The 12,775-nt window shown below is 66.2% G+C and carries 13 protein-coding genes; 9 read left to right on the top strand and 4 right to left on the bottom strand.

Going from position 1 to position 12,775, the window contains the following annotated elements; genetic code table 11:
• The first annotated feature begins 33 nt into the window (after nt 1-33).
• The 8 genes from nifD (at nt 34) to fdxB (ending at nt 7,692) form a co-directional block, all read left to right on the top strand.
• Nucleotides 34-1,473 carry a nitrogenase molybdenum-iron protein alpha chain gene (gene nifD / locus DM194_RS02555; RefSeq protein WP_111065782.1) on the top strand — a complete coding sequence of 480 codons (1,440 nt, stop codon included), beginning with the start codon at nt 34-36 and terminating at the stop codon, nt 1,471-1,473.
• Nucleotides 1,474-1,504: 31 nt separating this feature from the next.
• Nucleotides 1,505-3,064 carry a nitrogenase molybdenum-iron protein subunit beta gene (gene nifK, locus DM194_RS02550; RefSeq protein WP_111065781.1) on the top strand — a complete coding sequence of 520 codons (1,560 nt, stop codon included), beginning with the start codon at nt 1,505-1,507 and terminating at the stop codon, nt 3,062-3,064.
• A gap of 366 nt (nt 3,065-3,430) precedes the next feature.
• Nucleotides 3,431-4,837, top strand: a complete 1,407-nt coding sequence (gene nifE, locus DM194_RS02545; protein WP_111065780.1) for a nitrogenase iron-molybdenum cofactor biosynthesis protein NifE — start codon at nt 3,431-3,433, stop codon at nt 4,835-4,837.
• Between the two features lie 5 nt (nt 4,838-4,842).
• Nucleotides 4,843-6,228, top strand: coding sequence for a nitrogenase iron-molybdenum cofactor biosynthesis protein NifN (gene nifN / locus DM194_RS02540; RefSeq protein ID WP_111065779.1), 1,386 nt, complete (start codon nt 4,843-4,845; stop codon nt 6,226-6,228).
• A gap of 38 nt (nt 6,229-6,266) precedes the next feature.
• Nucleotides 6,267-6,665, top strand: coding sequence for a nitrogen fixation protein NifX (gene nifX / locus DM194_RS02535; RefSeq protein ID WP_111065778.1), 399 nt, complete (start codon nt 6,267-6,269; stop codon nt 6,663-6,665).
• Between the two features lie 2 nt (nt 6,666-6,667).
• Nucleotides 6,668-7,123 carry a NifX-associated nitrogen fixation protein gene (locus DM194_RS02530; protein WP_111065777.1) on the top strand — a complete coding sequence of 152 codons (456 nt, stop codon included), beginning with the start codon at nt 6,668-6,670 and terminating at the stop codon, nt 7,121-7,123.
• Nucleotides 7,124-7,140: 17 nt separating this feature from the next.
• The gene (locus DM194_RS02525; protein ID WP_111065776.1) at nt 7,141-7,341 is read left to right on the top strand and encodes a CCE_0567 family metalloprotein; all 201 of its coding nucleotides are present in this window, start codon (nt 7,141-7,143) and stop codon (nt 7,339-7,341) included.
• Nucleotides 7,342-7,398: 57 nt separating this feature from the next.
• The gene (fdxB, locus tag DM194_RS02520; RefSeq protein ID WP_111065775.1) at nt 7,399-7,692 is read left to right on the top strand and encodes a ferredoxin III, nif-specific; all 294 of its coding nucleotides are present in this window, start codon (nt 7,399-7,401) and stop codon (nt 7,690-7,692) included.
• Nucleotides 7,693-7,810: 118 nt separating this feature from the next.
• Here fdxB and DM194_RS02515 read toward each other — a convergent pair whose 3' ends face one another.
• The 3 genes from DM194_RS02515 to DM194_RS02505 form a co-directional block, all read right to left on the bottom strand.
• Complete coding sequence (locus tag DM194_RS02515) at nt 7,811-9,175, bottom strand: glutamate--cysteine ligase (protein WP_111065774.1); 1,365 nt, start codon at nt 9,173-9,175, stop codon at nt 7,811-7,813.
• A 48-nt stretch (nt 9,176-9,223) separates the two neighbouring features.
• Nucleotides 9,224-10,003 carry a 16S rRNA (uracil(1498)-N(3))-methyltransferase gene (locus DM194_RS02510; RefSeq protein ID WP_111065773.1) on the bottom strand — a complete coding sequence of 260 codons (780 nt, stop codon included), beginning with the start codon at nt 10,001-10,003 and terminating at the stop codon, nt 9,224-9,226.
• A gap of 126 nt (nt 10,004-10,129) precedes the next feature.
• The gene (locus DM194_RS02505; RefSeq protein WP_111065772.1) at nt 10,130-10,519 is read right to left on the bottom strand and encodes a response regulator; all 390 of its coding nucleotides are present in this window, start codon (nt 10,517-10,519) and stop codon (nt 10,130-10,132) included.
• A 226-nt stretch (nt 10,520-10,745) separates the two neighbouring features.
• Here DM194_RS02505 and ubiA point away from each other — a divergent pair, with 226 nt between their 5' ends.
• A complete protein-coding gene (gene ubiA / locus DM194_RS02500) occupies nt 10,746-11,693 on the top strand; it encodes a 4-hydroxybenzoate octaprenyltransferase (protein ID WP_111065771.1) in 948 nt (315 codons plus the stop codon).
• A 178-nt stretch (nt 11,694-11,871) separates the two neighbouring features.
• On the opposite strand, the gene DM194_RS02495 is transcribed toward ubiA, so the two are convergent.
• Nucleotides 11,872-12,651 carry a CHAP domain-containing protein gene (locus DM194_RS02495; RefSeq protein WP_246024253.1) on the bottom strand — a complete coding sequence of 260 codons (780 nt, stop codon included), beginning with the start codon at nt 12,649-12,651 and terminating at the stop codon, nt 11,872-11,874.
• Nucleotides 12,652-12,775 lie beyond the last annotated feature (124 nt).

Below are 12,775 nucleotides of genomic sequence, written 5' to 3'. Positions count from 1 at the left end.
AGCGGCGCGGAATATTCAAGCAGGAGGCCGGCTATGAGCCTGTCCGAGAACACCACGGTCGACGTCAAGAACCTCGTCAACGAAGTCCTCGAAGCCTATCCCGAAAAATCCCGCAAGCGCCGCGCCAAGCACCTGAACGTGCTGGAGGCCGAGGCCAAGGACTGCGGCGTCAAGTCGAACGTCAAGTCCATCCCCGGCGTCATGACGATCCGCGGCTGCGCCTATGCCGGTTCCAAGGGCGTGGTGTGGGGTCCGATCAAGGACATGATCCACATCTCCCACGGGCCCGTGGGCTGCGGCTACTACTCCTGGTCCGGCCGCCGCAACTACTACATCGGCGACACCGGCGTGGACAGCTGGGGCACGATGCACTTCACCTCCGACTTCCAGGAGAAGGACATCGTCTTCGGCGGCGACAAGAAGCTGCACAAGGTCATCGAGGAAATCAACGAGCTGTTCCCGCTGGTGAACGGCATCTCGATCCAGTCGGAATGCCCGATCGGCCTGATCGGCGACGACATCGAGGCGGTCGCCCGCGCCAAGTCGGCGGAAATCGGCAAGCCGGTCATCCCCGTGCGCTGCGAAGGCTTCCGCGGCGTGTCCCAGTCGCTGGGCCACCACATCGCCAACGACGCCATCCGCGACTGGGTGTTCGAGAAGACGGAACCCAAGGCCGACTTCGTCTCCACCCCCTATGACGTCACCATCATCGGCGACTACAACATCGGCGGCGACGCCTGGTCCTCGCGCATCCTGCTGGAGGAGATCGGCCTGCGCGTGATCGCCCAGTGGTCGGGCGACGGCACCATGGCCGAGCTGGAGAACACGCCGAAGGCCAAGGTCAACCTGATCCACTGCTACCGCTCGATGAACTACATCGCGCGCCACATGGAAGAGAAGTACAATATTCCTTGGATGGAATACAACTTCTTCGGCCCGAGCCAGATCGCCGAATCCCTGCGCAAGATCGCCGCTCTCTTCGACGACAAGATCAAGGAGAACGCGGAGAAGGTCATCGCCCGCTACCAGCCGATGGTCGATGCGGTCATCGCCAAGTACAAGCCGCGGCTGGACGGCAAGAAGGTCATGATCTATGTCGGCGGCCTGCGTCCCCGCCACGTCGTCGATGCCTACCATGACCTGGGCATGGAGATCATCGGCACCGGTTACGAGTTCGCCCACAACGACGACTATCAGCGCACGCCGCACTACGTGAAGGAAGGCACGCTGATCTACGACGACGTCACCGCGTTCGAACTGGAGAAGTTCGTCGAGGCGATGCGTCCCGACCTCGTCGCGTCGGGCATCAAGGAAAAGTACGTGTTCCAGAAGATGGGCCTGCCGTTCCGCCAGATGCACAGCTGGGATTATTCCGGCCCGTACCACGGCTATGACGGCTTCGCGATCTTCGCCCGCGACATGGACCTGGCCATCAACAACCCCGTCTGGGGCGTGATGAAGGCCCCGTTCTGACCATCGGCCTCTGGAACAGGAGAATTTGAGAATGACCGACAAGCTTTCGCAGAGCGCCGACAAGGTCCTCGACCACTACACCCTCTTCCGGCAGCCCGAATACGCGGCGATGTTCGAGAAGAAGAAGGCCGAGTTCGAATACGGCCATTCGGACGAGGAGGTCGCCCGCGTCTCCGAATGGACCAAGTCCGAGGAATACAAGGCGAAGAACTTCGCCCGTGAAGCGGTCGTCATCAACCCGACCAAGGCCTGCCAGCCGATCGGTGCGATGTTCGCCGCCCAGGGCTTCGAGGGCACCCTGCCCTTCGTCCACGGCAGCCAAGGCTGCGTCGCCTATTACCGCACCCATCTGACCCGCCACTTCAAGGAGCCGAACAGCGCGGTCTCCTCGTCGATGACGGAAGACGCGGCGGTGTTCGGCGGCCTGAACAACATGATCGACGGCCTGGCGAACGCCTATGCGCTCTACAAGCCGAAGATGATCGCGGTGATGACCACCTGCATGGCCGAAGTCATCGGCGACGACCTGCAGGGCTTCATCGCCAACGCGAAGAACAAGGAAAGCGTGCCGGCCGACTTCCCGGTGCCGTTCGCCCACACCCCGGCCTTCGTCGGCAGCCACATCGTCGGCTACGACAACATGATGAAGGGGATCCTGAGCAGCTTCTGGGGCAATTCGGAGAATTTCGACACCCCGAAGACCGAGCAGATCAACCTGATCCCGGGTTTCGACGGTTTCGCCGTCGGCAACAACCGCGAACTGAAGCGCATCGCCGGCGAGTTCGGCCTGAAGCTGCAGATCCTGTCCGACGTGTCCGACAACTTCGACACGCCGATGGATGGCGAGTACCGCATGTATGACGGCGGCACCACCATCGAGGAGACCAAGGCGGCCCTGCACGCCAAGGCCACCCTCTCCATGCAGGAGTACAACACCACCCAGACCCTGCAGTTCTGCAAGGAAAAGGGCCAGGACGTCGCCAAGTTCAACTACCCGATGGGCGTCACCGCCACCGACGAACTGCTGCTGAAGCTGGCGGAACTGTCGGGCAAGCCGGTGCCGGCCAGCCTGAAGCTGGAGCGCGGCCGTCTGGTCGACGCCATCGCCGACAGCCACACCCACCTGCACGGCAAGCGCTTCGCCGTCTACGGCGACCCGGACTTCTGCCTGGGCATGACCAAGTTCCTGCTGGAGCTGGGTGCGGAGCCGGTGCACATCCTGTCCACCTCCGGCTCCAAGAAGTGGGAGAAGCAGGTCCAGAAGGTGCTGGACGGCTCGCCCTTCGGCGCCTCGGGTGCGGCCTATGGCGGCAAGGACCTGTGGCACCTGCGCTCGCTGATCTTCACCGACAAGGTGGACTACATCATCGGCAACAGCTACGGCAAGTATCTGGAACGCGACACCAAGGTTCCGCTGATCCGCCTGACCTACCCGATCTTCGACCGCCACCACCACCACCGCTACCCGACCTGGGGCTACCAGGGCGCGCTGAACGTGCTGGTGCGAATCCTCGACCGGATCTTCGAGGACATCGACGCCAACACCAACATCGTCGGCCAGACCGACTACTCGTTCGACCTGATCCGCTGACCGGCACGCCGGCGGCAACCCAGGCATCGCAACCCAGGCATCGGTTCCAGCCCACCCGTCGGGCCGGGGTCTCCATCCCCCCGCCCCGGCGGCAACCTTCCCAGCCCGGAGAGCGTCGGCGACGGCGCGCTCCGGGCTTTCCTTTTGTGCATCCGGGGCCGTCCCCGCACTGCACGCCGACCTTCCCAAGCCGGCCGATGCGATGTGAGACACCCGACAAGCCCTCCGCCAAGCCGGCCGATTGTCAGCTATCGGACAGGGCAGGAAAACCGGACAATCCTTTCCAATCAACGCCTTATCCTCTGGCACGCCGCCTGCATTTCATCTCCGCAGAGCCATTTCCGGCGCCAGGATGGGAGAGCGGGCATGCTCCAGGACAAGATCCAGGACGTCTTCAACGAACCGGGCTGCGCGACCAACCAAGCCAAGTCGGCCAAGGAGAAGAAGAAGGGCTGCACCAAGTCCCTGAAGCCCGGGGCGGCGGCCGGCGGCTGCGCCTATGACGGCGCGATGATCGTGCTGCAGCCGATCGCCGACGCCGCCCATCTGGTCCATGGCCCCATCGCGTGCCTGGGCAACAGCTGGGACAATCGCGGCACGCAATCCTCGGGTCCGCAGCTCTACCGCACCGGATTCACCACCGACCTGTCGGAACTGGACGTCATCGGCGGCGGCGAGAAGAAGCTCTACCGCGCCATCAAAGAGATCGTTCAGCAATACGATCCGCCGGCCGTCTTCGTCTATCAGACCTGCGTGCCCGCCATGACCGGCGACGACATCGCCGCGGTTTGCAAGTTCGCCACCAGGAAGCTGGGCAAGCCGGTGATCCCGGTGGATGCGCCGGGCTTCGTCGGGTCGAAGAATCTCGGCAACAAGCTGGCCGGCGAAGCCCTGCTGGAGCATGTCATCGGCACGGTGGAGCCGGAATACACCACCCCCACCGATGTCTGCATCATCGGTGAATACAACCTCGCCGGGGAGCTGTGGCTGGTCAAGCCGCTGCTCGACGAGATCGGCATCCGCCTGCTGTCCTGCATTTCCGGCGACGGCCGCTACAAGGAGGTCGCCCAGGCCCACCGCGCCCGCGTCACCATGATGGTGTGCAGCCAGGCGCTGGTGAATGTCGGCCGCAAGATGCAGGAGCGCTACGGCATCCCCTATTTCGAGGGCTCCTTCTACGGCGTCTCCGACATGTCGGACACCCTGCGCACCATGACCCGCATGCTGGTGGAGCGCGGCGCCGACAAGGGCCTGATCGACCGGGCGGAGGGCGTCATCGCCCGCGAGGAAAGCCGCGTCTGGCGCCGGCTGGAGCCTTACAAGCCACGCTTCGAGGGCAAGCGCGTCCTCCTGTTCACCGGCGGGGTCAAGAGCTGGTCGATGGTCAGCGCGCTGGAAGGCGCCGGGCTGACCATCCTCGGCACCTCCACCAAGAAGTCGACCAAGGAGGACAAGGAGCGCATCAGGAAGATGAAGGGCGAGGAGTTCCACCAGTGGGACGACCTGAAGCCGCGCGACATCTACAAGATGCTGACCGACAACCAGGCCGACATCATAATGTCCGGCGGCCGGTCGCAGTTCATCTCGCTGAAGGCCAAGGTTCCCTGGCTCGACATCAACCAGGAACGCCACCACGCCTATGCCGGCTATGACGGCATCGTCAATCTCTGCGAGGAGATCGACAAGACGCTGTCCAATCCGATCTGGGGCCAGGTCCGCCAGCCGGCGCCCTGGGAGTCCGGCCCGTCCTCCACCCTTCTGGCGGCGGAGTAAGGCCGATGTCGCACATCCAGCGCTTCCCCTCCGCCGCCAAGGCCGCCTCGACCAACCCGCTGAAGATGAGCCAGCCGCTGGGCGCCGCCCTGGCCTATCTCGGGGTCGACCGCTGCCTGCCGCTGTTCCACGGGTCGCAGGGCTGCACCGCCTTCGGGCTGGTCCTGCTGGTCCGCCATTTCCGCGAGGCGATCCCGCTGCAGACCACGGCGATGGATCAGGTCTCCACCATCCTCGGCGGCTACGACAATCTGGAACAGGCGATCCGCACCATCGTCGAGCGCAACCAGCCCGCCATGATCGGCGTCGCCACCACCGGCGTCACCGAAACCAAGGGCGAGGACATGGGCGGCCAGTACACGCTGTTCCGCCAGCGCAACCCCGACATGGCCGGCACCGCCCTGGTCTTCGCCAACACCCCCGACTTCGCCGGCGGCTTCGAGGACGGCTTCGCCGCCGCGGTCACCGCGATGGTGGAGAGGCTGGTCGAACCCTCGCCGGTGCGCATCCCGGCCCAGGTCAATGTGCTGGCCGGCAGCCACCTGTCGCCCGGCGACGTCGAGGAGCTGCGCGACATCATCGAGGGCTTCGGCCTGTCGCCGATCCTCCTGCCCGACCTGTCGCTGTCGATGGCGGGGCGCCAGCCGACCGACTTCACCGCCACCTCGCTGGGCGGCGTGACGGTGGAACAGATCCGCGCCATGGGCGCCTCGGCCGCCACCATCGTGGTCGGCGAGCATATGCGGGTCGCCGGCAACGCGCTGGAACTGAAGACCGACGTTCCCAGCCATTTCTTCAGCCGGCTGACCGGGCTGGAGGCGACGGACAAGCTGGTCCGCCTGCTGATGGAACTGTCGGGCAAGCCGGCGCCGGCCCGTCTGCGGCGCCAGCGCGAACCCCTGGTCGACGCCATGCTGGACGGGCATTTCTTCTTCAGCCGCAAGCGCATCGCCGTCGCTCTGGAGCCCGACCTGCTCTACGCCGTCACCGGCTTCCTGGGCGAAATGGGGGCGGAGGTCGTCGCCGCGGTATCGCCGACGCAAAGCCCGGTGCTGGAGCGGCTGAAGGCCGCCACCATCATGGTCGGCGACCACTCCGATGTGGAGACGCTGGCCCGCGACGCCGACCTGATCATCTCCAATTCGCACGGGCGGCAGGGGGCGGCGCGGATCGGCGTGCCGCTGCACCGCATGGGCCTGCCGCTGTTCGATCGGCTGGGGGCGGGGCTGCGCGTCCAAGTCGGCTACCGGGGCACGCGCGAGATGCTGTGCGAGATCGGCAACCTGTTCCTCGCCCGCGAGATGGACCACGAGAATCACGGGAGCGGCCATCACGAAGCGGGCGAACCGCAAGGCTGCGGAGGCGGATCATGCGGATGCAACGCCGCCTGAGCGTGGTGCAGGAGCCACGCCCGACACAAGGAGGATCGATGAAGGTCGCTTTCTGCACCCAGGACATGCTGCACGTCGATGCGCATTTCGGCTGGGCCAAGAACATCGCCGTCTATCAGGTCGACCGTCAGGGCCATGCCTTTCTGGAGACCTTCCAGTTCGGCGGCTCGATGTTCGAGGACGGCAACGAGGACAAGCTGGTGCCCAAGCTGGAGGCGCTGGCCGATGTCGCCATCATCTATCTGTCGGCCATCGGCGCCTCGGCCGCCGCCCGCGTGGTGGCGAAGAAGATCCATCCGGTGAAGGTCGAGGCCACCGAAACCATCCCGGCCCTGCTCGACAAGCTGGTCCAGACGCTGAACGGCAACCCGCCGCCCTGGCTGCGCAAGGCGATGGGCGAGACGCCGCAATTCAATTTCGATGATGAGGAGGTCTGAGCATGGCTGATGTGGCTGAACTGTCGGTCGCCGACCAGTTCGTGAAGACGCTGGTCCTGCTGTTCCGTGCCGAGGACAGCTATGGCGCCTGGGAAGGCAAGCCGGACGAGGCTCTGCTCGCCCCCTTCATCCTCGACAAGGAGGCGCGCGCCGCCATCCCGATCATCGGCGACCCCGACCCCGATACGCTGTGGCGGCTGGAGCTGTTCTACAAGGCGGTCGGCGTCACGGTCGAAAAGCAGACCGGCATGATGGCCTCGCCGATGATGAAGATGAGCCATGAGGGCTTCGGCCGCATGATCCTCACCACCGGCCGGCTGGTGGTGGTGTCGAAGACCCTGCGCGATGTCCACCGCTTCGGCTTCCCCAGCATCGAGAAGATGGCCGCCGACGGCGCCAAGCTGGTCGAGGATGCCGTCGCGCTGATCAGGAAATACCCCGAGGTCGCGAACCTCTGAGAAACGGAAGTGCGACCATGAGCGACATCGACGCCCTCAAGGACGAAATCAGGAAGCTGAACGCCCGCGCCACCCAGAAGAAGATGGACCTGCACGATCTGTCGGAAGAGCTTCCGCAGAACTGGCAGAGCATCCTGACGGTGGCGCAGGAAACCTATGACGCCTTCAAGACCCTGACCGAGAAACGGGCGGCGCTGAAGGCGCTGGAGAAGGCGTGACCTCCACCATTTCCCTAGAAAAGCTTAGGCGCGGCCTTTTCCGAGAGGAGCATTCCCATGGCTGAGTTCCTGACCGGCACCACCCGGGGTGGTCAGAGCTGGACCCCGAAATTCGTCGAGTCCATCGACCAGAAGCAGTGCATCGGCTGCGGCCGCTGCTTCAAGGTCTGCGGGCGCGGCGTGCTGAACATGATCGGCCTGACCGAGGACGGCGATTTCGTCGACGCCTTCGACGACGAGGCCGAGAAGAAGGTGATGACGGTGGAGACGGCGGCCAATTGCATCGGCTGCGAAAGCTGCTCGAAGGTGTGCTCGAAGAGCTGCATCACCCATGTGCCGGTGGCGGCGTGAGCAAAGGCCGTTAGCCCTCCACCCTGCCTCCACCCTGTTAGCCCCCTGCCCCCTCCCCCGCCCAGCGGGGGAGGATCGAGGTGGGGGGCCAACGCCGGCGCAGGAGCGACCGCTCCCCTCAGTACGCATACTCCTTGAACACGGGATCGACGCTGCCGCCCCAGGGGCCGTTGAACTTCTCCAGAAGCTCGTCGGCGGGGCTGCGGCCGGTTTCGGCGATGACCTGCAGGGTGTCGAGGAAATGGGTCTCGTCGTCGCCCCAATTGTCGTTGCGGGCGCGCCGCGCCAGACCGTCGCGGGCGATCGCCACCACCTCCAGAGCCACCTCGCGCACGCTGCGGTCGCGGAAACCGGTACGCAGGCCTGACCGAGGCACCTCGGCGCGCAGATGCGCGCGCTCCTCCGTCGTCCAGTCCTTCACCAGATCCCAGGCCGCATCCAGCGCCGCCTGATCGTAGAGCAGTCCGACCCACAGGGCCGGCAGGGCGCACAGGCTGCGCCACGGGCCGCCATCGGCGCCGCGCATCTCCAGATACTTCTTCAGCCGCACTTCCGGGAAGGCCGTGGTGGTGTGGTCGGCCCAGTCGGTGATCAGCGGCACCTCGCCCGGCAGCGCCGGCAACTTGCCGTCCATGAAGTCGCGGAAGGACTGGCCGGCCGCGTCGATATAGGCGCCGTCGCGGTAGACGAAGTACATCGGCGTGTCGAGCAGATAGTCGACATAGCGCTCGAAACCGAAGCCGTCCTCGAACACGAAGGGGATGTCGCCGGTGCGGTCCGGGTCGGTGTCGGTCCAGATGTGGCTGCGGTAGCTCTGGAAGCCGTTCGGCTTGCCCTCGGTGAAGGGCGAGTTGGCGAACAGCGCGGTCGCGATCGGCTGCAGGGCCAGCGACACCCGGAACTTCTTCACCATGTCGGCTTCGGACGCGAAGTCCAGGTTCACCTGCACGGTACAGGTCCGCGTCATCATGTCGAGGCCGAGAGAGCCGACCTTCGGCATGTAGTCGCGCATGATCTTGTAGCGGCCCTTGGGCATCCAGGGGATGTCGTCGCGCGTCCATTTCGGCTGGAAGCCCAGCCCCATCATGGCGATGCCGAGTTCCGCCCCGACCTCCTTCACCTGGCGCAGGTGGCGGTGCACCTCGGCGCAGGTCTGGTGCAGGGTCTCCAGCGGCGCTCCCGACAGCTCGACCTGCCCGCCCGGCTCCAGCGTGATGTTGGCCATGTCCTGGACCAGGGCGATGATGTTGCCCTTCTCCTCCACCGGCTGCCAGCCGAAGCGGGTCATGCGGGTCAGCAGCTCGCGGATGCCGTCCGGCCCGTCATAGGGCAGCGGCCGCAGGTCGGAGGTGCGGTAGGCGAACTTCTCGTGCTCGGTCCCGATGCGCCAGTCCGGCGCCGGCTTGCTGCCGGATTCGAGATAGGCCACCAGTTGGCGGCGGTCGGTGATGGGTTCGCCGCGCGTGGTCGGGGGTGCGGACATGAAGTCTCTCGCGGGAAGTGGTCGGAGGAACGGCCGGATGGCGGCCGGTTAAGGGGTCGGCGCGCGGAAAGGCGGACGTCGGTCGCTTCCCCCGGCAGTCCAGTCCCCGGCCAAGGACTGCCAGCAGGCCAACGCCGCCACCACAGCCGTATCGGCCCGCAGGATGCGCGGACCCAGTCCCACCGGAACAACAAAGGGGAGTTTGACGAGTTCGTCAAGTTCCGACTGGTCGAAGCCGCCCTCCGGCCCGACCAGCAAGGCCGCGGGTCCGGGCGGCGCGTCGCGCAGCACATCGGCGATGGGACGGGCGGAACCGGCCTCCGCACACAGATAGAGCGCGCGGCCGGCCGGCCAGCCGGCCAGCGCGCGGTCCAGCGGCAGCGCCTCGCCCACCTCCGGCACGCTGAGGCGCTCGCACTGCTCGGCCGCCTCCACCGCATTGGCGCGCAGGCGGTCGATGTTGACGCGGTTGGGATCGGTGCGGCGGGTGAAGACCGGCCAGAGGCGGGAAACCCCCATCTCCGTCGCCTTCTCGGCGACGAAGTCGATGCGGCCCTTCTTCAGCGGGGCGAAGAGCAGCCACAGGTCGGGAGTCGTATCCTGTTCCCGGCGGCGGGTCGCCACGGTCAGCGAGCACCAGCCCTTGCCGAAGCCGTCGATCATCGCCCGCCATTCGCCGTCGCGGCCGTTGAACACCGCGACCGGATCGCCGCGGTCCAGCCGCAGGACATGGCGCAGGAAATGGGCGCGCTCGTGGTCCAGCCCGACCGACTGGCCTTCGGCCAGCGGGCTGTCCACATAGAGGCGGGTCTTGATCTGGTCGGCCATGGTCGTCGTCTCCGCGGGGCGGCGCCGACTATAGCCGGCTGCGGGCGTGCAAGTCAGCACATCAGAGACGACGGAAACGCGCAGGTGCGGTGCGCGGAAAACGGATGGCGGGAATGGGGCGCGGCGTCAGGCCAGCGCGATCAGCGCTTCGATCTGGCGGCGCAGGTCGTTCGGCTGGACGGGCTTGTGCAGGATGCGCAGCTGTTCGGTCTTGGCGGCGGCCATCAGTTCGGCGCCGGTGTCGCCGGTCAGGATGATGGCGGGAACGGCAACACCGCAGGCCTCCCGCACCGCACGCACGGCGGTGATGCCCGACCAGCCGTCGCGCAGCCGGTAATCGGACAGGATCACGTCCGGTGCCGGATGGCCCGGCAGCTTCGCCAGGACGGTTTCAACATCCTCGGCGGCCAGCACCTGATAGCCCCAGGTGTCCAGCATGATCTCCATCCCGGCCAGAATGATCGACTCGTCGTCGATGACGATGGCGAAACGGTCCGGCGTTGCGTTCATATCCATTTAAGATTGCAAACCGCTGAGGTTACGACGAAGAAACAGTATTGGCACGATTTTGGCGCGTACAAGACCCAGACCTTCTATTTGCCACAGCGCCGGCCGGAGCCTTTTGCCGCACCCACCCCGCACCCGGACGAGGCAGCGCACTTGCCGCTGGGGCGGCAGCCCGATACCTTCGCGCTGATTGCCTGTTCAGACATCTCCATAGCACAGCGGAAACGCCGCCGTCATGCCCACCGCCTCCACCGGCCCCACTCTACCCGACTCCGGCTTCACCGACATCCGCCAGGACGGGTGGTTAGCCCGCCGGGTGCCGGCACCCCTGCGCCCATATGTCACGCTGGCGCGGCTGGACCGTCCGATCGGGACATGGCTGCTGCTGTTCCCCTGCTGGTGGAGCGTGGCGCTGGCGATGCCGCAGCCCTTCCGCGACTGGCCGTCGCTGCTCTGGATGATGGCGCTGTTCGGGATCGGCGCCGTTCTGATGCGCGGCGCCGGCTGCACCGTCAACGACATCCTTGACCGCAAGTTCGACGCGATGGTGGAGCGCACCCGCTCACGCCCGATTCCGTCGGGTCAGGTGTCGGTGCGTCAGGCGTTGGTGTTCCTGGTGCTTCAGCTGCTGGTGTCGCTGCTGGTCCTGCTGCAGCTGGGGATGACGGCCATCGGGCTGGGCGTGCTGTCGCTGGCGCTGGTCTTCACCTATCCGCTGATGAAGCGCATCACCTGGTGGCCGCAGGCCTTCCTGGGGTTGACCTTCAACTGGGGCGCCCTGATGGGCTGGGCCGCGGTGCAGAACGACGTCGGCTGGCCGGCGGTGGCGCTCTATGTCACCGGCATCGCCTGGACGCTGGGGTACGACACGATCTACGCCCACCAGGACAAGGAGGACGACGCCCGGATCGGCGTGAAGTCCACAGCGCTGCGCCTGGGCGACCAGAGCAAGATCTGGATCTACGGCTTCTACACCCTGACCTATGTCGGAATCGGCATCGCCGGCCGTCTCGCCGGTTTGGGCGGCCTGTTCCTGCCGGTTCTGTCGCTGGCGGCGCTGCAACTGGCCTGGCAGGTGGCGACATGGTGGCCGGACGATCAGGGCGACTGCCTGGACAAGTTCAAGTCCAACCGCTGGTTCGGCTGGCTGGTTCTGGCCGCGATTCTGGCGGGGAAGATTTAGGGGCGCATTGGTGGGCGGTGTCGGCTGACGATGGCACCTCCCCGATCCTCTCCCTCAAAGGGAGAGAGCGCCTATCGCGGTAGCGGCGGCAGGACGCTCAAACACCCACACAAAGAAAAAGAGCGGAGCAAAGCCCCGCCCTTCCCGAAAACTTGAAAGTCCGAAAGCCCGAACCCGCTCAACGCCCGTTGGTATCCGCCAGCTGGGCGACGGCGTTTCCGGAGCCGGGCTTGCGGCTGGGGGCGACGGTGCGGCGGCTGCCGGGAGTCGCGGCCTCGGCGACGGTGACCGGGGCCGGCGCGGCATTCGAGGCGCCCGGCTTACGGACCGGGAGCACCGCGACATCGCTGCGCTGCGGCTTGGCGTGAGAGGCGACGGCGGTGGCCGGCAGGCTCTGCGGCTTGCGGCCGGGGACCGAGACGCTGTTGCCCTTCTGCGGGGGCAGCGACGCTTCCATCATGCGCGGACCGTTGGCCTTGCTGCGGCCGCGCGGGCTGCTGCTGAAGCCCTGGTCCATGCCGCGGTCGCCGGCATCCAGCATCCGGCCGCCGCGCGGGGAAGCCTCCTCCCCTTCCGGCATGATGAAGCCGTAGGCGGCGTAGACGCGCAGGCCCAGCTGATCGGTCGGCTCGTGCCAGACGCGGACGGCGGACCAGTCGTTGTTGCGGGACACGTCGACCACCCGCATGCCGCGGCGCAGCCCGTCGCCATTGATCCAGCTGTGGTCGACCTCGATGGTGCGGCGGTCGATCACCGCGCTGACCAGCGAGACATGGCCGCGGCGCATATGGCCGGTGCGCTTGAAGACGAGAACGGAGCCGATGGCGGGGCGGTTGTCGCGCTCATACTGGCCGGCGGCGGTGTCCCACCAGGTCCAGGCGTCGCCGCGGATCGTGAAATCGGAGATGGAGCGGACGGTGCGGACGCAATCACCGACTTGTGCGGCAGCCGTCGACACGGTAAGGGGGCTGAGCGCGATCAAAGCCGCAAACGAAAGGCCGATGGCGGTTCCCCTCTGCCGCATGACTCCCCCAGATCCCTCTGTTTTCCCCTGGAGGAAACGGGTAACACGGGTTCGCAGC

It is taken from the genome of Azospirillum ramasamyi, from assembly GCF_003233655.1.
Classification (GTDB): domain Bacteria; phylum Pseudomonadota; class Alphaproteobacteria; order Azospirillales; family Azospirillaceae; genus Azospirillum; species Azospirillum ramasamyi.
This window is presented reverse-complemented; position numbering and strand designations above follow the sequence as displayed.